The organism is Thauera sp. 28 (genome assembly GCF_000310145.2).
GTDB lineage: Bacteria > Pseudomonadota > Gammaproteobacteria > Burkholderiales > Rhodocyclaceae > Thauera > Thauera mechernichensis.
Genome location: NZ_AMXA01000024.1, coordinates 32941 through 58189, shown reverse-complemented (window position 1 = coordinate 58189; position 25249 = coordinate 32941). Strand labels below are relative to the sequence as shown.

Here is a 25249-nt window from a genome sequence, read left to right as displayed (position 1 = left end):
GCGGGCGCAGCTCATCGGTCGCCAAGACCGACGGCCGCACTCAGCCGCGCCCCCATGGCGACGTCGACGGCAATCGCCGGCCGGCGCCGCCCCGCCCCGATGTCGATGGCAACCGCTTCGATGGCAACCGCGGCAACGGCGGGCGCGCCCCAGGCGCAGACGGCAATCGCGCGCCGCACGGGCAGGGCCGCGGCACGGGCGGACGACCTGCCCAGCGTCCGGCCCTGTTCGCGGCCAAGCCCGGCAGCGGCAATCGCTGACCTCCCCGGGGGCCCCACCCCGGGTAATCGCTGTCAGGCGCCCCCTTCGCAGCGCCTGCAGAGACCGTTTAAGATTGAAGCAAGGATGCATCCACGCCTGACACGGGTCCTGGCACGCACTGCGCGTACCAGGACTAGTGGCGGGCATTCGCTTTGCGCTTCTTCATCCAGGCGGAACGACTCATGGGGCCTCATGGCGACGATCTGGTCGAGTTCATCGACGACTCCCCTCTGCCTGGGCCTGCGCCGGCCCATGGAAGACGCAGCTGGACCGTTCTCATCGTCGACGACGACGAGGACGTCCATGAGAGCACCCGTTTCGCCCTCCGCGGCCTGGACATAGAGGAGCGCCCACTGCGCCTGCTCCACGCCCATTCGGCGGCGGAATGCATGGCCGTGTTGCGCGCCGAGCGCGACGTCGCGGTCGTGCTGCTCGACGTGGTGATGGAGGCCTCCGACGCCGGGCTCGTCGCGGTGGAGGGCATCCGCGGCGAACTGGGCCTGCACAACACGCGCATCATCCTGCGCACCGGCCAGCCCGGCCAGGCGCCCGAGATCGACACGATCCGCCGCTACGACATCAACGACTACAAGACCAAGAGCGAACTCACGCGCACCAAGCTGTTTACCTCGCTGACCGCGGCAATCCGTTCCTACGCGCAGTTGTGTCAGCTCGACGAGAGCCGCAGGGGCCTGGAGCAGATCGTGGCCTCCAGCCACCACCTGATGGCGCACGACGGCGTACAGGGCTTCGCCGCTGGGGTGATCACCCAGATCGCCGGCCTGTTCGGCATCCCCTCGGAGGGACTGGTGTGCGCAAGCGCCAGCGGCGACCCGGACAGCCTGACCGCAGAACAACTCAGGATCATCGCCGCGGCGGGCTGCTTCAGCCACCTCGTCCAGCACCCCGTCTCCGAGATCGGCGATCCGCAGATCATCTCGAACCTCACCCGCTGCCTGCGCGAACAGCGCAACCTCGTAACCGAAACCAGTGTCACGCTGTGCTTTTCCGGCCACGAGGATACCCGCTATGCCGTGTTCATCGATTCACCCGAACCCCTGGGCGACGTCGATCGCGAACTGCTCGGCGTGTTCTGCACCAACATCTCGCTGTGCGCGGACAACGTCGAACTGGTCACCCGGCTGCGCGAGATCGCCTTTGTCGACCCCTTGCTGGGTCTGCCCAACCGTAGCGCCTTCGTCCAGCACCTGGACACTGCGATCGAGGCCGACGCCCTCGCGGGCTGCACGATCGCCCTCATCGACCTCGACCAGTTTGCCGAGACGAACGACATGTTCGGCCACGTCTATGGCGACCGCCTGCTTGGCGCCATCGCCAGCCGCCTTCGCAAGGCCCTGCCGGGCTCGTGTACGATCGCGCGGGTCTCGGGCGATGTGTTCGCGATCTGCGGCGACGAAACCCTGGTGTCGCCCGCCCACCTCGCACCACTATTCGAAACCCCTTACGTGTTCGACGGTATCGAGCGCCCGGTGTCGGCGTGCATGGGCTTCGTGCGAGCCGACACCGGCTCCAGCGCTGGGGCCGAACTGCTCAAGGATGCATCCATCGCGCTCAAGCGCGCCAAGGCGCGCGGACAGGGCGAGCACGAGTTCTACACCTCGGCAATCGGGCTGGAGTCGCGCCAGCACACCCGGCTGCTGCACGAACTGCAGCAATCCTTCGGCAGCGATGCGCTCTTTCTCGCTTTCCAGCCGCAGCTCTCACTGGAAAGCGGACGGGTCACCGGCGTGGAGGCCCTGCTGCGCTGGCGCAGGGCCGATGGCAGCTTCGTCCCGCCAGACCAGTTCATCCCGGTAGCCGAGCGCTCCGGCATCATCACCCTGCTGGGGAACTGGGTCATGCGCACCGCACTGGGCGCACTCGCGCAACTCGACCATGCCGGCTTCAGCGACATCCGCATGGCCATCAACGTCTCGCCCGCTCAGTTGCGCGACCGCAGCTATGCCGAACAGCTCGGCCTCGCCCTGCAGGAGAGCGGGGTGGCGCCAGGGCTGCTCGAACTGGAGATCACCGAGTCAGTGGCCGTCATGGGCATGGCCCGGGTGTCCGCGCTTCTCGCCGAAGTCAAGGCACTGGGCGTCGAGATCGCGATCGATGATTTCGGGACCGGCTTTTCATCGCTGTCCTACCTCGACCAGCTCCCGGTGGACCGGCTCAAGATCGACCGCAGCTTCATCGCCCTGCTCGACAGCTGCCGCCCCGGCGCCCGCATTGCGGAGATGATCGTACCCCTCGGCCATTGCCTTGGCATCGCGGTGCTTGCCGAGGGTGTGGAGACCGAACGCCAGGCCGAACGCCTGCGCGCGATGGGCTGCAACGAAGCGCAAGGCTACCTCTACGCGCGACCGATGCCGCTCGATGCGCTCCTGCAGTGGCTGCAGACATACCGGACAAGAGTCGCATGAGCGTACAACGCATCCTCATCTTTCTGCTCGCGGCCTTGCTGGCCGCATGCGGCAAACCCGAGCCGATCGTGATTGGCTTCATCGCCGGCCTCTCCAATCGCACCACAGACACCGGTGAAGCGGCGCGCAATGCGCTCACCCTTGCCATCGAGGAGCGCAACGCGGCGGGTGGCATCGGAGGCCGTCCGCTGCGACTGCTGGTCGGTGACGACGGCCAGGACGCTGCCACTGCTCACCAAGCCATGCAAGCGCTGATCCGTGCCCGCCCGGCGGTGATTGTCGGCCCGTACACCAGCGCGATGGCCGATGTCATCCTCCCGCTGGCCGACGCAGCAGGCGTCGTTGTCCTCAGCCCTGTCATCACGGCAATGCACTTCGTCGGCAAGGACGACATGCTGATCCGGCTCAACCGCAGCACGCGCGACAATGCCGCGGACTATGCCCGCGTGCTAGCCGAACGCGGCCTGCACCGGCTGGCTGTGGCTTACGACGTACGCAACCGGGCATTCTCCGAGTCCTGGCTCACCGAACTGCGCAGCCAGTTCCCAGCCTACGGCGGAGAGGTCATTGCCGCGGTCGAGTTCGAATCCGCCGCAGATACGATGTTCAGCGAGGTCGCCGCACGCCTTCTCGAAACCGAACCCGATGGGCTGCTGTTCATCGCCAATGCAGTGGATGTCGCGCGGCTGGCACAACAGACGCGCAAGCTCTCACCAAACATGCCGCTCGCTGCCGCGGAATGGGCCGCAAGCGAACAGCTGGTGGAGCTCGGCGGCCAGGCCGTGAACGGACTGTTGATCGCGCAATCCCACGATCGCACCGACGAAGCGCCTCGCTTCACTGCCTTCCGCGACGCCTACCGGGCCCGTTTCCAGCGCGACCCCGGCTATAGCGCGATCGCCAGCTACGATGCCGGCATCGTGCTGTTCCAGGCACTGGAACGGCGCAAGAGCGGGCAGTCCGTGAAGGACGCCGTCCTGCGCCACGGTCCCTACCCCGGCTTGCAGCACCTGATCGAGATCGACGCCTTCGGCGACAGCACGCGGCCGATCCATTTCGCAGAGATCCACGACGGCCAGTTCGTCCTGGTGCGCTGAATGACCCTCCGGAACTGGCGGCTGCGCAGCTTCGTCGTTGCCATCATGGCCGCCACGACCGTCATGGTCGTGGTGCTGGTGGTAGCGGCCCTGCTCGCGATCAGCATTCCCGCCCTCGAAGATGAGACCCAGCGCGAAGTGCAGTTGCAGGCCAACGACCACGCCAACCGCACACAGATCGTGCTCGGTGCTCTTGAGTCGCGCCTGGAGGTGGTAGGCGAGAGTCATGCTCTGGTTGACGCAGAGGTATTCGCGGGCGTCCTCGACATGATCATCGCGCGCACTCCGATGCTGCGAGCGCTTTACCTCGTCGATGCCAACGGGCGTGTGACAGCGGCAGGACTGGACTCGTCGATGAGCCGGCTACGCAGCGAGATCCTCGGTAGCGATCTGTCATCCACCCCCTTGTTGCGCGCAACCCAGGCGACCCGCAGTACGACCTGGAGTGACACCTACCTGTCCGCGCTCTCGGGGGTGCTCACCGTTGGCGTCGCGACACCGGCCGGTGACTCCCACGTACTGATCGGCGAGGTGCCGCTCGACGCCGTATTGAGCACCCTGGAAGAAACCGGCAGCACTCGCCTTGCAGCACTCTGGGTAATCGATAGCCGTGGCGAGGTCATCACCGAGTCCCGCCACGGCCCGGGTGCCCGACGCATGAATCTCAACGGCCTGCCGCTTCTTCAGGCCAGCCTTGCAGGCACCCCCCTGCCCCCCTACATCGACTTCGAAGGACAGCGCTACCACGCCGGGCTGGCGCTCTCGGAGGCCCTCAACTGGCGCTTCGTCACCATTGCCCCGACCGGCCTCGACAACCCACGTGTGAGCCGTATGGTGATCGCCATCGGGGCGGCGTTCGCGATCGCCTTGTTGCTCGGCGTACTGCTGTCACGCAGCCTCGCGCAGCTTCTGCTCGCGCCACTGAACAGCATCATTGCCCAGGCCCGCGACACAGCGCACGGCAGGCAGGGCCACTGGCCGCGTGGCCCGGTGGTCGAGCTCAATGCCCTGTCCGGCGACCTTGAGGCGATGGCCGCGCACCTGCAATCGCTCAACCTCGACCTGGAGCAGCGCGTAGCCCAGCGCACCGAGGCCCTCGCCGAAAGCAACCGTTCGCTGCAGGCCACGCTGGCAGAGCTCGAGCGCACCCAGCACGAACTCGTACGCGCCGAAAAGATGGCCGCCCTCGGCGGCCTGGTGGCCGGCGTCGCCCACGAACTCAACACTCCGATCGGCAACGGGCTGATGGCGGTGAGCACGCTGCAGGGGCAGGCCGGCGACTTCCGCCGCTGCATGCAGGCCGGGCTGCGACGCTCGGACCTCGATACCTTCCTGCTCAACGTAGACCAGGCGGCAGACATCGCAACGCGGAACCTGAGCCGTGCCGCCGACCTTGTGACCAGCTTCAAGCAGGTCGCCGTGGATCAGTCGAGTGCCCAGCGCCGTCGCTTCATGCTCGACGAGGTCGTCGACGAGATCATCATCACGCTGCGGCCCTCGATCAGACGCCTGCCGTTCTCGATCGAGACCGACATCCAGCCCGGCCTGGAACTCGACAGCTATCCGGGCCCGCTCGGGCAGGTCCTGGCCAACCTCATCAACAACGCCTTGATCCACGCATTCGAAGATCGCGAGCAGGGCACGATCGTCATCGCCGCACGCCGCGCTGAGGACGGACGCATCAGGCTGACCGTCAGCGATGATGGACAAGGCATGGACGCAAGCGTACTGGAGCAGGTGTTCGAACCCTTCTTCACCACGCGCAAGGGGCGCGGCGGTACCGGACTGGGCCTGCACATCGCCTTCAACGCCGTCGCCAACGTGTTGGGCGGCAGCCTCACGGCCAGCAGCGCAAAGGGCAGGGGCAGTTGCTTCGAACTGCACATCCCAGCGATTGCCCCAAGCATGAGCGAAACAGGCGCGACAGCCTGACGCCACATCGCATCCATACGCACCAGTATGGAACCCGGTATAATCCGCGGTTACGCCACTAAAAGTACCGTTGCCACGGAGGACAGCATGACCGAGCCGCAAGCCCTTTATCTCGAACGGCGCATGACACCCGCCGATGCCGCCGGCTTCGTGCGCGACGGCGACACGGTGGTCGTACCCACCGGCGTCGGTGAGCCGCCCGCGCTGCTGCACGCACTGTCCGAACGCCGCAACGCGCTGCGCGACGTCGCGGTGAGCCAGATCCTGCCGCTGCGCAAGTTTGCCTACCTCGACCCCGAGACGCGCGCGAACATCCGCCACGACGCCTACTTCTTCGGCGGCGCCACCCGTGCAGGTGGCCAGGCGGGCTGGGTGGACTTCATTCCCGCCTACTTCTCCGAGCTGCCGATGCTGATCGACCGCGGCCTGTCGCCGGCCGACGTGGTGGTGTCGATGGCCTCGCCGATGGACGAGCACGGTTACTTCAGCCTGGCGCTGGCGCCCGACTACACGATGGCAGCGATCCGGCGCGCCCGCGTGGTGCTGCTCGAAGTGAACCCGAACGTGCCGTTCGCCAACGGCAACTGCCACATCCACATCTCGCAGGTCACCGGCCTGGTCGAAAGCGCCGAGGAGCTGTTCGAGGTCGGCCTGCCACAGATCGGCCCGGTACAGGAAGCCATCGGCAAGTACGTCGCCGACCTCATCGACGACGGCGCCACACTGCAGATCGGCTACGGCGGCATCCCCGACGCGGTCGTCATGCAGCTGCAGCACAAGCGCGACCTCGGCATCCACACCGAGATGATCGGCGACGGCATCCTGTCGCTGATCGAATCCGGCGCCGTCACCAACCGCCAGAAAACCTTCATGCCGGGCAAGACGGTTGCCACCTTCGCGCTCGGCTCGCGGCGCCTGTATCGCCACCTGCATCGCAACCCGGCGGTCGAGATGCACCCGGTGGACTTCACCAACGACCCCTACATCGCAGCGCGCAACGACAAGCTGTGCGCGATCAACGCCACGCTGCAGATCGACCTGCTCGGCCAGTGCGGCTCGGAGAGCCTGGGCCACCTGCCCTACTCGGGTACCGGCGGCCAGGTGGACTTCGTGCGCGCAGCCAACCGTTCGAAGGACGGCAAGGCCTTCATCGTGCTGCCGTCGACGGCAAAGAACGACACCGTGTCGCGGATCGCGCCAGTGCTCTCGCCCGGCACTCATGTCACCACGAGCAAGAACGACATCAACTACGTGGTGACCGAGTATGGCGTCGCCGAACTTCGCGGCAAGACCGCCAAGCAACGCGCGCAAGCGCTGATCGGCATTGCCCACCCCGACTTCCGCGCCGAACTGCGCGAAGCTGCAAAGCGCATGGGGCTGCTGTAAGCGAAACCGGGAAGTCGTGCTGCAGGGCGATCGCCCCGCAGCACGGATCGCTCAGAGGATGACGGTGATTTCCTCGCGACGCACCAGTTCGGAACCGAAGTCCAGGGCATCGAGCGCAAGCGCATCGCGCGCCGTCACCACGCCAAGCGGACGACGGTCGGCATCGACCACCGGCACGTGGCGCACGCCGTTCTCGAACATCAGATGCAGGGCATGGCCGAAGGGCTTGTCATCGGTCAGCGTCTGCGGGTTGTGGGTCATCACCTCACCGACCGGCGTGGCGTCGGGATCGAGGCCGGCGGCAAGCACGCGGAAAGTGGCGTCCCGTTCGGTGAAGATGCCGGTGAGCACGCCATGCTCGGTGATGAGGGCAGCGCTGCAGTGCAGGTCCTGCATCATGCGGGTGACTTCGCGCACCGGCTTGAAGATCGAGACGCTGACGAAGGGACGCTCGGCGAGAACCTGATGGATCGGACGGCTGGGCATGATCTGTCTCCTGATGCTCTTGTGGAAAGGCACAGTTATCAAAGCTTCAACCGTGCCAGCTTCGGCACCCTCTGCCGCAACCCGACAGCAGGCGCCAAACACCTGTTTTAGCGCATCTTTTTGACAGCATAATGACGTTACAAGAATATTGCAGCGCAATATCCCGCCTGCAGCATGCCTCACCAGCGTGCATGGACAGCATGGCTCGCACCGCGACGGTGCAAGCGAGGACGCTCAGTCCTCAACCTTCTTGCACTGCGCCATGGCCTCGCCCATGCGTACCGGCCGCGCTGCGACCCACTCGGAACTGAAGCGCAGCACGTCGCGCGGGAACAGCATCACCACGGTTGAACCGAGCAGGAAACGCCCCATTTCAGCGCCCTGCTCGAGCACGACCTCGCCCTCGGCGTAAGCGCGCTTCTCGATGTCCGGCCGCCGCGGCGGATTGACGACGCCGTGCCATACGGTCGCCATGCTGCCGACGATGGTCGCACCCACCAGCACCATCACGAAGGGCCCGAACTCGCCCTCGAATACGCACACCACACGCTCGTTACGCGCAAACAAGCCCGGTACGCCGCGCGCGGTGGCCGGATTGACCGAGAACAGTTCGCCAGGCACGTAGATCATCTGGGTGAGGCGTCCCGCGCAGGGCATGTGGATGCGGTGGTAGTCGCGCGGCGACAGGTACAGGGTGGCGAAGTCACCGTCCTCGAAGCAGGCAGCCAGGCTGCGGTCGCCACCCACGAGCGCAGCGGTGGAATAGAAGTGCCCCTTGGCCTGAAAGATCTGGTCGCGCTCGATGGGCCCGAACTGGCTGATCGCACCATCCACCGGGCACACGAAGTCGGCCTCGGCATGCGGCCGCGCACCTTCGCGCAGCGGGCGGGTGAAAAATGCGTTGAAGCTGGCGTAGCTTGCCGGGTCGGGATTGGCCGCTTCGGCCATATCCACGCCGTAGCGCTTGATGAACCAGCGGATAACGGCAGTGGTCACGCGTCCGCCCTCGAGACCGGCCAGCTTGCCGGCAAGCTGGGTAAGCAGACGCTTGGGCAGGACGTACTGCAGGGCAACGGTGAGACGTTCGGACACGGCGAGATCCTGGACAAGAGCGGCGCAGCAGGCGCCAAGGCCACGATTATAGCGGCCGCCCCGGTCTCACCCTATGCCAGCAGCAGCGATGCGGCGATCCCCCACAGCATCAGGGCGACCAGCCCGTCCAGCACGCGCCACGCCAGCGGACGGGAGAACAGCGGCACGAGCAGACGCGCACCGTAGCCGAGCAGCACGAACCACACGATCGACGCACTGATCGCACCGGCGGCGAAAAGCGGACGCAGATCCTCCGCCTGCTGGCTACCGATCGAGCCGAGCAGCACCACGGTATCGAGATAGGCGTGCGGGTTGAGCAGGCTGAAACCGGCCGCCGCGAGCAGGGCCTGGCCTCGCGACATGCGTTTGTGCTCGGCGAGGTTCATTTCCCGCCCCCCGCGCAGCGCCGAGCGCAGGGCGCGGCTACCGTACCAGAGCAGGAATGCGGCGCCACCGTAGCGCGCCATTGCCATCAGGTCCGGGCTGGCGACGAAAAGGCTGCCAAGCCCTGCGATGCCGACCAGGATCAGCGCCATGTCGCACAGTGCCGACACGCTCACGGTCAGCAGCACGTGCTCGCCGCGCAGCCCCTGGCGCAGCACGTGGGCGTTCTGCGCGCCGATCGCCATGATCAGGCCAAGCGTGAGGATGAAGCCGTTTAAGTAGACATTGCTCATGATGCGTTCCGTTGTCGTTATGGGTCGGCGGCAGCGCCCGCGCGATCCTTTGTATGCAGCGAGCGGTGCAGCACCGCAATGACCAAATGTAGCGCCACAGAAACGCACTATTAAGTAAAATCGATTTAATTCATTTTCAACAAAAACTGCTAATGATCGACCATCGCCTGCTCGCCTTCGAAGCCGTGCTGCAGGAAGGCGGCTTCGAGCGCGCCGCGCGCCGCCTGGCGCTCACCCAGTCCGCGGTGTCGCAACGGGTGAAGCTGCTGGAGGCCGAATTCGGTCAGGTGCTGCTGGTGCGCAGCAAGCCGGTGCGCCCGACGCCGGCCGGCCGTCGCCTGCTGCCTTACCTCGCCCAGCTACGACTGATGGAGACCGAAGCGCGACGCGCCCTGGAGCCGGGACAGCGCCACGGCCCGATGCGGCTTGCGGTTGGCGTCAACGCCGACTCGCTCGCAACCTGGTTCATAGGCGCCGTCGCCGAAGTGGTCCGTGAAGAGGGCCTGGTCCTCGACTGCGTGGTGGACGACCAGGATCACACTCATGCCCTGCTGGCCGACGGCGAGGTACTGGGCTGCGTCTCCACCCGCCCGGACCCGATGCGCGGCTGCGCAGCGATCCGGCTTGGCGAGATGCCTTACCTGTGCGCTGCCTCGCCGGCCTTCCGCGCACGCTGGTTCCCGCGCGGCCTCAGCCGCAGCGCGCTGGCGCACGCGCCGGCGATCATCTTTGGCCGCAACGACGACATGCACGAGGCCTTCCTGCAGCGACACTTCGGGCTGGATACCGGGCAGTACCCTCACCACGTCGTACCCTCTTCCGAGGGCTTCATGGCCTTCGCGGTCGCCGGCCTGGGTTACGGCTTCATCCCCGAGATCCAGGCCCGCGCCCACCTGGCGCGGGGCGAGCTGATCGACCTCGCCCCGCAACGTGAGGAGGTGGTGCTTTACTGGCACCACTGGCAGGTACAGTCCCCGGTGATGGCGCGGCTCGCAGGCGCGATCGCAGAAGCCGCCGCGAGAGCGCTGGGTACGCCCTGATGACCAGCCCCCGGCAATCGCCCTTACCGCGCTGTTCGGTGGAAAGCGGCGCCAGCCGTGAAGGGTTGAAGGCGATGGGGGCGGGCGGGTGCGACAAAAGGCTCGCGACTTGCGTCGCTCCTACCGCACGCCGCGCGCGCCCCCTGTAGGAGCGGCGCCAGCCGCGAGGGGTTGAAGGCGATGGGGGTGGGCGGGTGCGACGAAAGGCTCGCGACTTGCGTCGCTCCTACCGCACACCGCGCGCGCCCCCCGTAGGAGCGGCGCCAGCCGCGAGGGGGTGAAGGCGATGGGGGGTTGGGCGGGACGACGAAAGGCTCGCGACTTGCGTCGCTCCTACCGCACACCGCGCGCGCCCCCGTAGGAGCGGCGCCAGCCGCGAGGGGGTGAAGGCGATGGGGGTGGCGGGTGCGACGAAAGGCTCGCGACTTGCGTCGCTCCTATGGCACGCCATCGGGCGGCGCGACGTGCCTACGCCGCGCGGGCGTTGCCAGCCAACAGGGCCGCAACGGCGGTCGGGTTGGAAGGGAACCAGAAATGCATGTAGGAGGCGGTAATCGAGCCGAGCCGATACACCGCCTCGCCCTCGCCGCCATCCGGCCGTTGCGCACGCAGCCAGGGCTCGAGCGGTGTCACGGTCTTCGAATAATGGAAGGTGTGACCGGTGATACGCCCTTCGGGCAGGTCCGCCTGCTGCATTCCGAGCGCAGCCAGACGCTGCTGCATGATCGCCCGCCCCGGCAGCACGCCGGCAAAGGCGTGCTCGACGCCTGCCTTGTCCACCACAGCTTCGAGCAGGCTCATCATGCCACCGCACTCGGCAAGCAGCGCCCGTCCGGCCGCCACGTGGGCATGGAGGTCGGCGCGCAGGCGCACGTTGGCCGCCAGCGCCGCGCCATGCAACTCGGGATAGCCACCAGGCAGCCATACCGCGGCGCTGCCCGCCGGCAGCGTCTCGCCTGCGAGCGGGGAGAAGAACGCCAGATCGGCACCCAGTGCGCGCAAGGTGTCAAGATTGGCCGGATAGATGAAGCCGTAGGCAGCATCGCGAGCAATGGCGATGCGCCGCCCCGCCAGCAGCGGCGGGGGTGCGGGCAGCGCCATTGGCGGAAAACTCACCGCGGGCGGCAGCGCGGCCGCGCCCGTCTGCTGCAGATGATCGGCAAGGCGGTCCAGGCGCTCGTCCAGGTCGGCGATCTCCGCCGCCTGCAGCAGGCCAAGGTGGCGCTCTGGCAGCGCAGCCTCGGCGTCGCGCATGACTGCGCCGAACCAGCGCATGCCCGCAGGCAGCGCCGCACGTAGCATGTCGGCATGGCGCGCGCTACCGACGTGGTTGGCAAGTACACCCGCAAAGGACAGTCCCGGCTGATAGTGCGCCAGGCCGTGTGCGACGGCGCCGAAGGTCTGCGCCATCGCGCGTGCGTCGATCACGGTCATCACCGGGATCCCGAAACGGCGTGCAATGTCGGCGGCGGAAGGGGTGCCATCGTAGAGCCCCATCACGCCTTCGACCAGGATCAGGTCTGCCTCGCCGGCAGCAGCGTACAGGCGCGCAGCAATGTCGGCCTCGCCGCACATGCCGAGGTCGATGTTATGCACCGGAGCCCCGCTCGCCACCGCATGGATCTGCGGGTCGAGGAAGTCCGGCCCGCACTTGAACACCCGCACCCTCCGTCCGAGCCGGGTGTGCATGCGCGCAAGCGCCGCGGTGATGGTGGTCTTGCCCTGGCCGGAGGCCGGTGCGGCAACGAGCAGCGCCGGGCAGGCACGCCCCCCTGCAGCGCTCACGCTGCGCCCTTGCCGTGCACCACGGCGCAACCGGCATGCGGCAGCGGCGAGGACTTGGGCTGGTCCTGGGGTTCGAACCAGGCGAGCTTGGGGTACAGGCCGACCACGCTGCCGATCACCGTCAGCGAGGGCGGGCGCACACCTTCTTCCAGCACACGCTGCGCCAGTGTCGCGAGGTTACCCACCACCACGCGCTGGGCGTGCGTGGTACCGCGCTCAATGACCCCGGCCGGCGTCTCCGGCGGCAGGCCGTGGGCGACGAACTGCGCACAGATATCGGCCAACCGCGAAATGCCCATGTAGATCACCACAGTCTGATGCGGACGCGCCAGCATCGGCCAGTCGAGATCGACCTTGCCCTCTTTGAGGAAGCCGGTTGCGAACACCACGGACTGGGCGTGGTCGCGGTGAGTGAGCGGAATGCCCGCGTACGCCGCGACACCCGCCGCCGCGGTTACGCCGGGGATGACCTCGACCGGGATGCCCGCATCGACCAGCACCTCCATCTCCTCGCCCCCACGACCGAAGATGAAGGGGTCGCCGCCTTTCAGGCGCACGACACGCTTGCCTTGCTGCGCGAGTTCCAGCAGCAGCTGGTTGATCTCGTCCTGAGGCAGCGAGTGGTCGGCAGCCTTCTTGCCGACGTAGATCCGCTCCGCCGCGGCAGGCGCGAGCTCGACGATGGCTGGGCTAACGAGGTTGTCGTACACGACGACATCCGCCCCGGCCACCAGTCGCGCACCGCGCAGCGTGAACAGCTCCGGATCACCAGGGCCTGCCCCCACCAGATACACCCAGCCGGGCTGGGGACCGGGACGATGAACGGCAAGATCGGGAATAGTCATGTCAATTGCTCCATACCGGCCGCCGCCTTCGCCCCTGCGGCGAGGTCAAATGCGTCCAGCTTCATGTCGATGACGCCGCCCGGCGTGCCAGGTCGCGTCCAGAGGGCGAGAGCGTACGTCCTTACGACGCGCAATGCACGCTCGGCCACAGGCTAAGGCGCCTTCTGTGGCGCGCATCCGGGCAGACGCGCCCGGCCTCTGCATCAGCTTCAACGGCTTCACTCGCCGGGGCACCTCAGTCCGGCAGGAACACCACCCGCCCTTCGTGCTCGATGCGGCGCAATGGGTGACCAAAAGCCTGGCCAAGCAGGTCCGCACGCAGCACAGCGTCGCGGTCACCGGCAATCACTCCGCCGCGGCCATCGAGCAGGATGATGTGGTCGGCATAGCGTGCAGCAAGGTTGATGTCGTGCAGCACCATCACGCTGCCGCGCCCCGTTCCAGGCTCGCGCACCAGGCGCTGGAACAGCTCGAGTGTGGCGATCTGGTGGTGCAGGTCGAGGTGGTTGAGCGGCTCGTCGAGCAGGAACAGCCGCGGCGCCTGCGTCAGCAGTGCGGCGATCGCCACGCGCTGGCGCTCGCCGCCCGACAGCGTATGCACCGCGCGCTGCTCGAAGCCCGCCAGCCCCACCTCGGCCAGCGTCCGGCGCGCGATCGCAACATCCTCCGCGCCCTCCCAGCCCCAGCGCCCGAGGTGCGGGTGGCGCCCCACCAGCACGGTCTCAAGCACACCGGCGGCGAAGGGGTCGGGCTGCTGCTGGGCGAGCAGACCGCGATAGCGCGCGGCCTCGAGTGCAGGCCACGCCGCATACGGCAGGCCGCCCAGGCGCACCTGCCCCACCGTGGGCTCGCGCAGGCCGGCGAGCGTATGCAACAGCGTGGTCTTGCCAGCGCCGTTGGGCCCGAGCAGCACCAGGCACTCGCCCGCGGCCAGGCTCAGGCTGAACTCGCAGCACAGCCAGCGCTCTCCCACCTGCAGTGCGAGGCGTTCGGCCTCGAGCAAGGGTGCGGCATCGACGGGCAGGCGGCGCGCGGCGTTCATGTGCTGCTGCGCGGACTGCGCGAAAGCAGGAACAGGAACACCGGCACGCCGATCATCGCGGTGAGCACGCCCACCGGCAGTTGCTGCGGCGCCAGCAGGGTGCGCGCCGCGGTGTCGGCCAGGGTGAGCAGGGTGCCGCCTACCAGCGCCGCCGCGGGGATGAGCACGCGCTGGTCATTGCCGAGGACGAGCCGCACCAGGTGCGGCACGATGAGGCCAACGAAACCCACCGAGCCAACCAGCGTGACCGCGGTGGCGGTAAGCAGCGAGGCCAGTACGTAGAGCACGATGCGCAGCCGTTGCACGCGCACGCCGAGCGCACGCGCCGTAAGCTCACCACGCGCGAGCACGTTCAGATCGCGCGCGAACGGCATCACCGCCAGCAGCGCCAGTACCAGCACGACCCCTGCCGGCCACGGCCGCGCCGCCGCGCTGGCGTCGCCCATCATCCAGAACAGCATCGGCATCACCCGCGTATCCGATGCCAGCGCCAGCAACATCGACACCGCCGCGCCACAGCCGGCCGCGACGATGACGCCGGTGAGCAACAGCCGCGTCTGCGTCCAGCTGCCGTCGCCGTGCGCCAGGCCGAACACCACCAGCATCGCCGTGAGCGCACCGGCAAAGGCCATCGCATCGATCCAGAACGCCGCTGCCCCGAGCGTGATTGCTCCCAGCGCCCCCACCGCCGCCCCACCCGAGATGCCAAGGATGTAGGGGTCGGCAAGCGGGTTGCGCAGCAGCACCTGCATGAGCGCGCCCGCGGTGGCGAGCAGGCCGCCACTGACGAACGCCGCGACGGCGCGGGGGAGGCGGAGCTCGAGGATGATGGCGGCCGACACCCCCCCTGCATCGTCAACAAGAGCACTCCAAACAGCGGCAAGATCCAACTGCAACTCACCAGCGCGCAAGGACAGCACGATGGCTCCCGCTGCTCCAAGCAGGAGCACGCCCAGCACGGCGATCAGTCTCCGGCGCTCATGCACCTTCGCCCCCCTTTCCTCCTGTTCGTATCACTCAGAACGTGACGCGAGCACCAATCTTCCAAGTGCGCTCGAAGTCGATCGGATAAATACGATCTCCAGCCCAAGCAGACTCCAACGCTAATCCGTTCTCGCGATCAAAGAGGTTGTTCACTGCGCCATAGACCTCAACTGCCTTAGACAATCGGTGCTTGTACACGAGATCAGTCGAGTTGTAGGCACGCTGCCGCGCGGCATTTCTGTTGTCGAAATCTCCATCCGCCCATGCCTTGCTCCGCCATGTGTGGGTGATATTCATGCTCGCTGTATCCGCCACACGAAAGTTGAGCCCCATGACCAAGCTATGTCGAGAAACGCCAGGCAGTTCCTTCTCGTTGTATGCTCCTCCTCCGTCGGATTCCCGGTCTATCACCGCGCGCGTCCACGCGTAATTGACTATCGCAGAAGCACCAGCCATTAACTGCAGGCTGTTCTGGATCTCAAATCCATACTTATGGGACTTGTCAATATTGGTGTTGCTGTATGAAATCGGCTCAAGATAGATCTCGTTCTTCAATTTGGTATAGAAGATAGACGCCTTGAATCGATTCCGATCGGTAAGGTGATTTGCCCCTAACGTAATCATGCGACTCTTGGCTGGCTCGATGAAGCCATTGAAGCGCTTACCGACAAACGCCCAAGTTAGAGGATCGTACTCGCTTGCGAAAAAGCGATCGATGTCGGGAGACAAGAAAGCATCGCTGTAACTTGCAAAAACAGACAGCACCGGACTGAGACTGTAGTTGGCGCCTGCCTCCCAGGATGTTAGGTGTTCCTCCTGGCCCAGTGCTGCCCCAGCCAAAGGCTTATAGCCATATTCCACACGCTCCCGGCGCACACCAGCCGACACTGTCAGCTGTTCAAACAAATATTGCCCGTGCAGGAAACCACCGAAATTGTCTTTCGTGGTAACGCCATCTGCCCCTTTGCGATCGCCGTCAAAGCTCTGCACCCCTGCGTTCAGAGCCAGCCCGCCACGCAGAAACTGCACCGAAATCTCATTTGACTTGTAGGTATATTTCGACGGAGAAGACGGAAGATACTGCGAGCTCTTGCCCTCATCCGCATGTCGAGCATATATCCGCCATTCTGGAGTGAGAGCGAAATCAGCACCAAGACTCCAATGATCAGAGTCGAGTTTCTGTCGAGTGTAATTTCGGGAATCACTCATTGCCGGGCTGTCACGAAACTGTGCCAGAGACAAGGAGTTCGGGTAACGCGTATCTATACGTGATGCGCCAGCCTCGAAATCCAGACGCAGGGCTTCTGTTGGCCTTCCACCAGCCGCAAAGCGCCAAGTATTTGCCTCAGACTGATCGCGATGGCCAGTGGGATCTCTGTCGCTGAATCCCCCGAACTTGCCGTGATCGAGCGTTGCGGAGAGATCGAACCGATCACGAACAACACCAGCCGCCAGCACGGCCCCGCGAGTACCATAGTTGCCTGTGTAAGCATCAAGGCTGACACCGTCGCGTACCCGGGTGTAGATCTGGATGCTCCCAGCAGTAGCCCCATCGCCATAGAGCACCGCCCCGCTGCCCTTCGTGATCTCGAGGCGCTCGATATCTGCAAGCGAAATGGAACCGATCAACTGTGGCGCCATATCAATATTGTTCAGCCTGCGCCCATCGACCGAGATTACTACGTTCTGATGTCCGTTCGCACTACCATAGCCGCGCATGCTGATCTGCGGCGTATAACGATTTCCATAGCTCGGCGTCACCTGCAAAGAGGTCTGCAACGCGAGATAGTCATAAAGCGAGCGGGCACCGGATCGCTCTATGTCCTCACGCGTATGCACCTCGGATGCGTAAGGCGCATCTTGATCCTGCATATCAATGCGGGTCGCGGACACGAGCACGGTCTGCCCAACACTTTCCTGGGCCACAGCTCCTTGCGCAACAACCGCAAGGGCGGCACAGACAGAGGCTTTCAGACGCGAAACATGAAATTTCATGGGAATCTCCCCTCGGTAGCTGCCATGCGTCCCCGCATGCGACAAGCCATCCAGCACATGGACGCACCACGACCCAGGTAGAACCGAAGAGAGCAGAAAGAGAAGCCACCACGCCCGTCGCCGCCACCCCGCGGCACATCCGCCATTTCGCGCTCCGGCCGGTCTCCGGGCTCGTGCGCTGTGCCGGCGGAGCCGGACGGATGGATCGCCTTCCCGGGTCGAAGACCCAGTGGCTGCATGACCCACCTTGCGCGCACTTACCGTTGCGGGGGCAGCACAGGCATTGCGGCCTCGTTTGCGAGGGGCCGCGCACCTGTTTCCCGTTTAACCCTGGGCGAGAAACACCCGTGGGCACCGATAACGCGTTGCCCCTTCCGGGGCAGTCGGCGCGGATGATACCGTACGGGGCGGTATCGTGCACTGCAATAAGATACAGACGTTCCCTACACAAGGACCCGCCAGAACAATGACATGCGAACTGATCCTCGGTGGCGCCCGCTCCGGCAAGAGCCGCGAGGCCGAGCGCCGGGCGGCGGCGTCGGGGCTGGCGGTGACGGTGATCGCCACCGCCGAGGCGCTGGATGCGGAGATGGCTGCGCGCATCCGGCGCCACCAGGCCGACCGCCCCGCCGGCTGGCGCACAGTGGAGGCGCCGATTGCGCTCGCGGACACGCTGCGCGAGGCCTCCGCCCCCGGGCGCTGCCTGGTGGTCGACTGCCTGACGCTGTGGCTGAGCAACCTGCTCACCGATGCCCACCACCTGCCCCCGGGCGCGAGCGCCGAAGACTTGCCTGCCTTCCGTCGCGAGCGCGACGCATTGCTGGCCGTGCTGCCGACCCTGCCAGGGCACATCATCCTCGTCGCCAACGAAGTCGGCCTGGGACTGGTCCCCGAAACCGCGCTTGGCCGGTTCTTCCGCGACGAGGCTGGCCGACTCAACCAAGCGGTTGCGGCAGCGTGCCCACGCGTAGTGTTCGTCGCTGCGGGGCTGCCGCTGGTGCTCAAGGACGGCTAAACTCGCGCTCATTCCGTCTGCATCCGGCAGGCCCGCGACCCGGCATTCGTAAATCATGAACTTCCAGCTCTCCCAGCCCGACACCCTGCTCAGCGCCGCCATCCAGCACAAGATCGACCGCAAGACCAAGCCAGTGGGCGCGCTCGGACGGCTCGAGGCGCTCGCGCTGCAGATCGCACTGGTGCAGCAGACGCCTGCCCCCGAACTGCACCAACCGCACATCGTCGTCTTTGCCGGCGACCATGGCGCGGCACGCGCCGGGGTATCGGCCTACCCGCAGGACGTGACCTGGCAGATGGTGGAGAACTTCCTCGCCGGCGGGGCCGCGATCAACGTCTTCAGCCGCCAGATGGGGCTGGGGCTGAGCGTGGTCGACGCAGGCGTGAATCATGAGTTCGGCAAGCGCCCGGGCCTGATCGACGCCAAGATCGGCCCCGGCACGGCGAGCTACATCGACCGCCCGGCGATGACGCCGGCGCAGCGCGACGCCGCCCTCGAGCGTGGGCGCGGCATCGCCCATGCACTCGCCGGCAACGGCAGCAACTGCATCGGCTTCGGCGAGATGGGGATCGGCAACACCGCCTCGGCGTCCCTGATCACCCATTGCCTGGTGGGCGCCGACCACGACGCCGAGCTCTACAACGTCACCGGCCGCGGCACCGGGCTGGATGACGCCGGCCTTTTCCGCAAGCGCAGCCTGCTGGCGCAAGCGCTCGAGCGCGGCGGCCGGCCGAGCGATCCGCTGGCCGTGCTGGCCGAGTACGGTGGCTTCGAGATCGCGATGATGGCCGGCGCCATGCTCGGCGCGGCCGAAAAGCGCATGCTGCTGCTGATCGACGGCTTCATCGTCACCTCGGCATTGCTTGTCGCCTACGCCATCGATCCGCGCATCCTCGCCTACTGCGTGTTCGCCCACCGATCGCAGGAGCCGGGCCACCGCGTGCAGCTCGACTTCCTGCAGGTCGAGCCGCTGATGGAGCTCGACCTGCGCCTGGGCGAGGGCACGGGCGCAGCGCTCGCCTTCCCGCTGGCGCAGGCGGCGGTCAACTTCCTCAACGAAATGGCGAGCTTCGAGTCGGCTGGCGTCAGCGACCAGAGCTGAAGCCCGATGCGCACGCAGCTCGAACTGTTCTGCATCGCCCTCGGCTACTTCACCCGCATCCCGGTGCCGGGCTGGGTGGCGTGGGCACCGGAGCGCCTCACCCACGCCGCACGCTGGCTTCCGCTGGTGGGCTGGGTGGTGGGTGGCACAGGTGCGGCAAGCCTGCTGCTGTTCGCCCAGTTCCTCCCGGCCAGCCTGGCGGTGATCCTGTCCATGGCAGTGACGATCCGCCTTACCGGCGCCTTCCACGAAGACGGCTTCGCCGACAGCTGCGACGGTCTCGGCGGCGGCTGGGACAAGGCGCAGATCCTGGCGATCATGAAGGACTCGCGCATCGGCAGCTATGGCGCCATCGGCCTCGTGCTGATGCTGCTCGCCAAGGCCGCGGCGCTAATCGAGCTGGCCGCGGCCAGCCCCGCCACCGCCGCGACCGCCCTCTTCGTCGCCCACGCGCTGTCGCGCCTGGCGGCCACCGCGGTGCTGCACGCCCTGCCCTATGCGCGCAGCGACGACAGCAGCAAGGCAGCGGCCGTCGTCGGCCACCTGGGCCGCAAGGACCTCCTCATCGCCGCCGCCTGCGGCCTGCTGCCCGCGTTCGTGCTGCTCGCACCGCTGCCGGCGCTGGCTGTGCTGAGCCTGGCGGCGCTGCTCACCGTATGGCTCGCCCGCCTCTGCCTGCGCCGTCTGGGCGGGCACACCGGCGACCTGCTCGGCGCCGTGCAGCAGGTGACGGAGCTGGCCTGCTATGTGGGCATCGTCGCTGTCAGCCTCTGAGCACCTGGGATATACTTCAACCATATCCACACAGAACGAGGTGAGGCCATGACGAGCTCGTCGCAAACCACCGTCTTTCGCAGCAACAAGACCCAGGCCGTGCGCCTGCCCAAGGCGCTCGAGCTGCCCGAATCGATCAAGAAGGTCACGATCACCGCGATCGGCAACACCCGCATCATCACCCCCGCCGAAGCGAGCTGGGACGCCTGGTTCGACGGCCCCGACGTCAGTGCCGACTTCTTGAGCAGCCGCGACCAACCTGCGGACCAGGTGCGCGAGGCCTGGTGAGCATGCTCAAGTACCTGCTCGACACCAACATCGTCAGCTACACCATCAAGAACAAGCCTGCCCAGGTGCGCGAACGCTTTCGCCAGCACGACGGCCAGATGGCCATCTCCAGCGTCAGCCTGGGCGAGCTCGTGTTCGGCGCCGAGCGCTCGGCCCAGCCGGAGGCGAACCTCGCCGTCGTCGAGGGCTTTGTCGCCCGTGTCGAGTCGCTGGATTTCGATGCCGCCGCCGCCCACCACTTCGGCCAGATTCGCGCCGAGCTCTGCCGCGCCGGCCGCCCCATCGGCCCCTACGACATGATGATCGCCGCCCACGCGCGCTCGCGCGGCCTCATCCTGGTGACCAACAACACCTCGGAGTTCGAGCGCGTTGCAGGCTTGCGGCTCGAGAACTGGGCCTGACGCGGCACGATCACCGACGCAAGCCCGGCCGCACTGCCCTCAGCCTCTCCACGCCCATGCAACTCCATCTCATCCGCCACCCCCGTCCCGCTGTCGCGCCCGGCATCTGCTATGGCCAGACCGACCTTGGCCTTGCCGAATGCCCGGCCACCGTCGCCGAGCGCCTGCGCCCGCTGCTGCCCGAAACCTTCGCCCTGCACACAAGCCCGCTCGCGCGCGCACGCCTGCTCGCCGAAGCGCTCGGCACGCCGCGCGAGGATGACCGCCTCAAGGAGATCCACTTCGGTGACTGGGAGGGCCGCAGCTTCGCCGACATCGGTCGCGCGATCGACGACTGGGCAGCTGACCCGCTCGGCTTTCGCGCACCGGGCGGCGAGTCGCCGCGCGAGATGGCCGCGCGGGTGCTGGCGTGGCTGGAGGAGGCAACGGGTAATGGGGGACAGACCCCGATTTCCGCGGAAATTGGGGTCTGTCCCCCATTACCGGAGGCGGTGGTCGTGGTAGCCCATGGCGGGCCGCTGCGCGCAATCGCCGGGCACCTGCTGGGCATGCCGCCCGAACGCTGGATCGGGCTCGACTTCGGCTGCGGGCAGGTGACGCGGATCGACGTCGAGCGTTGGGGGGTGGTGTTGAAGTGGTTCAATCGCTGAAGCTTCGCTCGCAGTGAAGTGGCCCTTCCAGCTTGCGACATGCGCACACACCACCTATCTTACAAATCTAAACTTCAACTTTAGATTTGTAAGATGATCCCGCGATCGGCTCTCTCGACCCTTCAGCGCCTGGCGCGTGGTTTCCCCGTAATCGCCATCACCGGCCCGCGCCAGGCCGGCAAGACCACGCTCGCTCAGCAAACCTTTGCCGACAAGGCGTATGTTTCGCTCGAGAACCCGGAGGAGCGCGAGTTTGCCGAATCCGACCCCAGGCGCTTTCTTGCCCGCTTCGAGGACGGCGCCATTCTCGATGAGGTTCAGCGCTGCCCTCAGCTTCTGTCATGGCTGCAGGGCATCGTCGACACGCGCAAGCGCATGGGTGACTTCGTGCTCACCGGCTCCCAGCAGTTCGAGCTCGTCTCGGGCATGACACAGTCGCTCGCGGGCCGGGTGGGCCGAGTCGAGTTGCTCGCGCTCTCCACCCAGGAGCTCGCCGCGGCTGCTCGCCTGCCCGCGCGCCTCGACGACATGCTGTTCAAGGGTGGCTACCCCGCCCTGTACGACCGCGACCTGAGCCCGAAAGAATGGTTCGCCAATTGCGTCGCCACCTACCTGGAGCGCGACGTCCGCCAACTGATCGCGATACGCGACCTCACCCAGTTTCAGCGCTTCGTGCGCATGTGTGCCGCACGCTCCGGCCAACTGCTAAACCTGAGCGCGCTCGGTGCCGACTGTGGCATCACCGCGGTCACCGCGCGCGAGTGGCTGTCCGTGCTTGAGGCCAGCTATCTGGTGGCGCGCATCCCGCCCTACTTCGAGAACTTCGGCAAGCGCCTGGTGAAGACACCCAAGCTCTACTTCCTCGATGTCGGCCTGATGTGCTGGCTGCTCGGCATCCGCGACGCCGAGACGATCGCCACCCACGCCATGCGCGGCACGCTGTTCGAAACCTGGGTCGTCTCCGAATTCATCAAACAGCAGTTCAATGCGGGCCGCCCCGCCGACCTTTACTTCTGGCGCGACAACGTGGGCCATGAGGTGGACCTGCTGTTCGAGACGCGGGACGGTCTGCAGGCGGTGGAAATCAAGTCTGGCCACACCTTCGCCAGCGACTGGCCGGCTTCCGCCCTGAAGTGGCAGAAATTGAGCGGCAGCCCCCTGGCACCGTGGATCATCTACGGAGGCGAGGGGGAATATGAACGCCAGGCTTGCCTCGCACTCGGCTGGCAAACCTTCGCCAAGCGGGACGTATCCGCCCGATGAGTAGCACGACACTCATGCTCACCCTCTGGCTCATCACCGACAACAAGCCCGGCCACCGCAGCCAGTTGCAGGGGCTGGCGCAAGCGCTGGCAGCGCGCACGGCGGTCGATACGCACTGGATCGACGCGCCAGCCGGGCGCAGGTCGCTGTGGCAATGGCTCGGGGGCCGCTTCCCAGCCGGCGCAGACCTGCCCGCCCCGGACCTGATCCTCGTCGCCGGCCACCGCACCCACCTCGCCGGCCTCGCCGCCCGGCGCGCACGCGGCGGCAAGCTGGTCGCGCTGATGCGGCCCAGCCTGCCGCTGGGCTGGTTCGATCTGTGCGTGATCCCGCAGCACGACGAGCCGCCCGCCCGCACCAATGTCCTCGCCACCCGCGGCGTGCTCAACACCGCCCGTCCCAGCGCCGAACGCGAGGCCGACACGGGGCTGTTCCTGATCGGCGGTCCATCGAAACACCACGGCTGGGACACCCACGGCCTGCTCGCCCAGATCGACGCCATCCTCGCCGCCACGCCCGGCATGCGGTGGACGCTGACCACCTCGCGGCGCACGCCGGCCGAAACGGAAGCCGCCCTGCTCACCCTGCGCGAACGCGGAGTCGACGTGCGGCCGGTGGCCGACACCCCGCCCGGCTGGGCGATGGCGCAGGTGGCACGCAGTGCCCAGGCCTGGGTGACGGAAGACAGCGTATCCATGGTGTACGAGAGCCTCACCGCCGGCGCCGCCACCGGCCTGCTCGCGGTGCCGCGGCTGGGCGAGACGCGTATCACGGCCGGGGTGGCGCAGCTGCAGCAGGAGGGTTTCGTTACGCCTTTCGCGGGCTGGCAGCGTGAGGGCCGGCTGCACACGCCACCAACGCCTCTGCGCGAGGCCGACCGCGTCGCGGACGCGGTCCTGTCTCGATGGCCGCAATAGCGCGCGGCGCGATCGCCTAGAATACGGACATCGCCGCAACCCGCCAGGGGCACCGCCATGGGTCTCGCACTGAAAGAGGAAAAGCACCACACCTACGCCGACTACCTCACGTGGCCGGACGACGCGCGCTACGAGCTCATCGACGGCGAAGCTTTCCTGATGGCGCCCGCGCCGCTCATCGAGCATCAGGAAGTCGCGGGCGAGGTGTTTCGCCAGCTGGCCAACCAGCTCGACGGCCAGCCCTGCCGCCCCTACATCGCCCCGGTCGACGTCCGCCTGCCGCGCGCGGACGAAACCGACGCTGCCATCGACACCGTGGTCCAGCCCGACGTCCTGGTGGTGTGCGACCAAGCGAAGATCGACCGCCGCGGCGTGCGCGGCGCGCCCGACTGGCTGCTTGAGGTACTTTCCCCCAGCACCGCCGCCCACGACCAGATCGCCAAACGCCGCACCTACGAACGCGCCGGCGTGCGTGAATACTGGCTGGTGCATCCGGGCGACCGCACGCTCACCGTCTATGTGCTCGAAAACGGCCAGTACGGCCGCCCGGAGATCTACGAACTGAAAGATGAGACCCCGATCGGCGTGCTGCCGGGCGTGTCGATCGCGTGGGATGCGCTCGTGGCGCGTCTGCCAAAGCCGGAGTACTGAACCGAGCGATGAAACCCCTCAAGGTCCTGCAACTGCTCCCCGCGCTCGACAGCGGCGGCGTCGAGCGCGGCACGCTGGAGATCGCGCGCGCGCTGGTCGCGGCCGGGCATGAATCAGTGGTGCTGTCCAAGGGCGGGCGGCTGGTCGAGCAGCTGCAGCGCGAGGGCTCGCGTCACATCACGCTCGACCTCGGGCGCAAGTCGCCGACCACCTTCCTGCAGTACCGCGCGCTGCGCAGGCTTTTCGAGGCCGAGCGCTTCGACATCGTCCATGCGCGCTCGCGCCTGCCCGCCTGGGTGGCCTGGCTCGCCTGGCGTGGAATGCCGGCGGACACGCGCCCGCACTTCGTCACCACGGTGCACGGCATGCACTCGGTGAGCCGCTACAGCGCCATCATGTGCGCTGGCGAGCGCGTGATCGCGGTCAGCGACACGGTGCGCGACTACATCCGCACGCATTACCCGCCGGCGCACTGGCCGCATCTCACCGATGACCGCATCACGGTAATCCCGCGCGGCATCGACCCGGCGGAGTTTCCATGCGACTACCAGCCATCTTCAGAGTGGCTGGCGCGCTTCCACGCCGAGTTCCCCCAGATCGGCCAGCGCAAGGTGCTGACGCTGCCGGGGCGGCTCACGCGGCTGAAGGGACATCACGACTTCATCACCCTCATCGGCAAGCTGGTCGCGGACGGACTGGACGTAATCGGGCTGATCGTCGGCCGCGATGACCCGAAGCGGCCCGGCTACGCGAAGGAAATCCGCGAGCGCGTGCAGGCCGAAGGGCTGGGTGAGCGCATCGTGTTTACCGGGCATCGAAGCGACGTCCGCGAAATCTATGCGATCTCGGACTGCGTGCTAAGCCTGTCGAGCACACCGGAGTCGTTCGGGCGCACGGTGCTGGAGCCGCTGGCGATGGGGCGGCCGGTGGTGGGGTATGCGCATGGGGGGGTGGCGGAAATTCTGGCGGCGCTGTTTCCGCAGGGGGCTGTGGCGAAGGGGGATCTGGAGGGCGCTGCCCGCAGCATCAAACACGCACTTACCGGACTGAACACCACGGTTAGCCCCAGTTTCCGTTACCTGCTGGACGAAATGCAATCGGCGACCCTGTCGCTATACTCAAGCCTGACCTGATATTCAA

23 protein-coding genes, 1 pseudogene and 1 riboswitch are annotated in these 25249 nt (G+C 66.7%); of the genes and pseudogenes, 16 read left to right on the top strand and 8 right to left on the bottom strand.

Translation table 11 applies throughout. The annotated features are described in order from the left end of the window. The 5 genes and pseudogenes from C662_RS14960 to C662_RS14940 form a co-directional block, all read left to right on the top strand. Positions 1–260 (top strand): annotated as a pseudogene (locus C662_RS14960) (DEAD/DEAH box helicase); the annotation flags it as partial. A gap of 183 nt (positions 261–443) precedes the next feature. Then, positions 444–2687, top strand: a complete 2244-nt coding sequence (locus C662_RS14955; RefSeq protein ID WP_232433287.1) for a GGDEF/EAL domain-containing response regulator — start codon at positions 444–446, stop codon at positions 2685–2687. Further along, positions 2684–3784, top strand: a complete 1101-nt coding sequence (locus tag C662_RS14950; protein ID WP_002930838.1) for an ABC transporter substrate-binding protein — start codon at positions 2684–2686, stop codon at positions 3782–3784. The genes C662_RS14955 and C662_RS14950 overlap by 4 nt, the downstream gene beginning before the upstream one ends. Then, complete coding sequence (locus tag C662_RS14945; protein ID WP_002930837.1) at positions 3785–5716, top strand: sensor histidine kinase; 1932 nt, start codon at positions 3785–3787, stop codon at positions 5714–5716. It begins immediately after the preceding gene. A gap of 87 nt (positions 5717–5803) precedes the next feature. Further along, positions 5804–7102: an acetyl-CoA hydrolase/transferase family protein gene (locus C662_RS14940; RefSeq protein WP_002930836.1), complete on the top strand. Its 1299-nt coding sequence runs from the start codon at positions 5804–5806 to the stop codon at positions 7100–7102. A gap of 51 nt (positions 7103–7153) precedes the next feature. On the opposite strand, the gene C662_RS14935 is transcribed toward C662_RS14940, so the two are convergent. The 3 genes from C662_RS14935 to C662_RS14925 form a co-directional block, all read right to left on the bottom strand. Beyond that, positions 7154–7588, bottom strand: coding sequence for a CBS domain-containing protein (locus tag C662_RS14935; protein ID WP_002930834.1), 435 nt, complete (start codon positions 7586–7588; stop codon positions 7154–7156). 234 nt (positions 7589–7822) lie between these two features. Then, positions 7823–8680: an archaetidylserine decarboxylase gene (asd, locus tag C662_RS14930; RefSeq protein WP_002930833.1), complete on the bottom strand. Its 858-nt coding sequence runs from the start codon at positions 8678–8680 to the stop codon at positions 7823–7825. Between the two features lie 71 nt (positions 8681–8751). Next, the gene (locus C662_RS14925; protein ID WP_002930831.1) at positions 8752–9357 is read right to left on the bottom strand and encodes a LysE/ArgO family amino acid transporter; all 606 of its coding nucleotides are present in this window, start codon (positions 9355–9357) and stop codon (positions 8752–8754) included. A 152-nt stretch (positions 9358–9509) separates the two neighbouring features. On the opposite strand from C662_RS14925, the gene C662_RS14920 reads away from it, so the two are divergent. Continuing rightward, positions 9510–10397: a LysR family transcriptional regulator ArgP gene (locus C662_RS14920; RefSeq protein ID WP_002930830.1), complete on the top strand. Its 888-nt coding sequence runs from the start codon at positions 9510–9512 to the stop codon at positions 10395–10397. Positions 10398–10865: 468 nt separating this feature from the next. Here the strand turns inward: C662_RS14920 and C662_RS14915 are convergent, their stop codons facing one another. The 5 genes from C662_RS14915 to C662_RS14895 all read right to left on the bottom strand — a co-directional run bounded on the left by C662_RS14915 (position 10866) and on the right by C662_RS14895 (position 17048). Next, on the bottom strand, positions 10866–12182 hold the full coding sequence (locus C662_RS14915) for a cobyrinate a,c-diamide synthase (protein WP_002930828.1): 1317 nt from the start codon (positions 12180–12182) through the stop codon (positions 10866–10868). Next, positions 12179–13027, bottom strand: coding sequence for a uroporphyrinogen-III C-methyltransferase (cobA, locus tag C662_RS14910; RefSeq protein ID WP_002930826.1), 849 nt, complete (start codon positions 13025–13027; stop codon positions 12179–12181). The genes C662_RS14915 and cobA overlap by 4 nt, the downstream gene beginning before the upstream one ends. Before the next feature lie 235 nt (positions 13028–13262). Beyond that, positions 13263–14069 carry an ABC transporter ATP-binding protein gene (locus tag C662_RS14905; RefSeq protein WP_002930824.1) on the bottom strand — a complete coding sequence of 269 codons (807 nt, stop codon included), beginning with the start codon at positions 14067–14069 and terminating at the stop codon, positions 13263–13265. Beyond that, positions 14066–15055, bottom strand: coding sequence for a FecCD family ABC transporter permease (locus C662_RS14900; RefSeq protein ID WP_002930822.1), 990 nt, complete (start codon positions 15053–15055; stop codon positions 14066–14068). The genes C662_RS14905 and C662_RS14900 overlap by 4 nt, the downstream gene beginning before the upstream one ends. Before the next feature lie 31 nt (positions 15056–15086). Next, positions 15087–17048, bottom strand: coding sequence for a TonB-dependent receptor (locus tag C662_RS14895; protein ID WP_037984776.1), 1962 nt, complete (start codon positions 17046–17048; stop codon positions 15087–15089). A 140-nt stretch (positions 17049–17188) separates the two neighbouring features. After that, positions 17189–17422: riboswitch (cobalamin riboswitch) on the bottom strand. Positions 17423–17514: 92 nt separating this feature from the next. Here C662_RS14895 and cobU point away from each other — a divergent pair. The 10 genes from cobU to C662_RS14845 all read left to right on the top strand — a co-directional run bounded on the left by cobU (position 17515) and on the right by C662_RS14845 (position 25242). Further along, positions 17515–18063, top strand: coding sequence for a bifunctional adenosylcobinamide kinase/adenosylcobinamide-phosphate guanylyltransferase (gene cobU / locus C662_RS14890; RefSeq protein WP_002930818.1), 549 nt, complete (start codon positions 17515–17517; stop codon positions 18061–18063). 55 nt (positions 18064–18118) lie between these two features. Beyond that, positions 18119–19165: a nicotinate-nucleotide--dimethylbenzimidazole phosphoribosyltransferase gene (cobT, locus tag C662_RS14885; RefSeq protein ID WP_002930815.1), complete on the top strand. Its 1047-nt coding sequence runs from the start codon at positions 18119–18121 to the stop codon at positions 19163–19165. 6 nt (positions 19166–19171) lie between these two features. After that, the gene (locus tag C662_RS14880) at positions 19172–19939 is read left to right on the top strand and encodes an adenosylcobinamide-GDP ribazoletransferase (protein WP_002930813.1); all 768 of its coding nucleotides are present in this window, start codon (positions 19172–19174) and stop codon (positions 19937–19939) included. A 48-nt stretch (positions 19940–19987) separates the two neighbouring features. Then, positions 19988–20227: a type II toxin-antitoxin system VapB family antitoxin gene (gene vapB / locus C662_RS14875; protein ID WP_002930811.1), complete on the top strand. Its 240-nt coding sequence runs from the start codon at positions 19988–19990 to the stop codon at positions 20225–20227. A 2-nt stretch (positions 20228–20229) separates the two neighbouring features. Then, positions 20230–20628 carry a type II toxin-antitoxin system tRNA(fMet)-specific endonuclease VapC gene (gene vapC, locus C662_RS14870; RefSeq protein ID WP_002930809.1) on the top strand — a complete coding sequence of 133 codons (399 nt, stop codon included), beginning with the start codon at positions 20230–20232 and terminating at the stop codon, positions 20626–20628. Between the two features lie 56 nt (positions 20629–20684). Continuing rightward, positions 20685–21278 (top strand): alpha-ribazole phosphatase family protein, encoded by a 594-nt coding sequence (cobC, locus tag C662_RS14865; protein ID WP_002930807.1) that lies wholly within the window; start codon positions 20685–20687, stop codon positions 21276–21278. A gap of 93 nt (positions 21279–21371) precedes the next feature. Beyond that, positions 21372–22541, top strand: coding sequence for an ATP-binding protein (locus C662_RS14860; protein ID WP_002930806.1), 1170 nt, complete (start codon positions 21372–21374; stop codon positions 22539–22541). Beyond that, a complete protein-coding gene (locus tag C662_RS14855; protein ID WP_232433286.1) occupies positions 22538–23458 on the top strand; it encodes a mitochondrial fission ELM1 family protein in 921 nt (306 codons plus the stop codon). Before C662_RS14860 ends, C662_RS14855 begins: the two co-directional genes overlap by 4 nt. 57 nt (positions 23459–23515) lie before the next feature. Next, on the top strand, positions 23516–24109 hold the full coding sequence (locus C662_RS14850) for a Uma2 family endonuclease (protein ID WP_002930804.1): 594 nt from the start codon (positions 23516–23518) through the stop codon (positions 24107–24109). A gap of 8 nt (positions 24110–24117) precedes the next feature. Further along, positions 24118–25242 carry a glycosyltransferase family 4 protein gene (locus tag C662_RS14845; RefSeq protein WP_002930803.1) on the top strand — a complete coding sequence of 375 codons (1125 nt, stop codon included), beginning with the start codon at positions 24118–24120 and terminating at the stop codon, positions 25240–25242. Positions 25243–25249 lie beyond the last annotated feature (7 nt).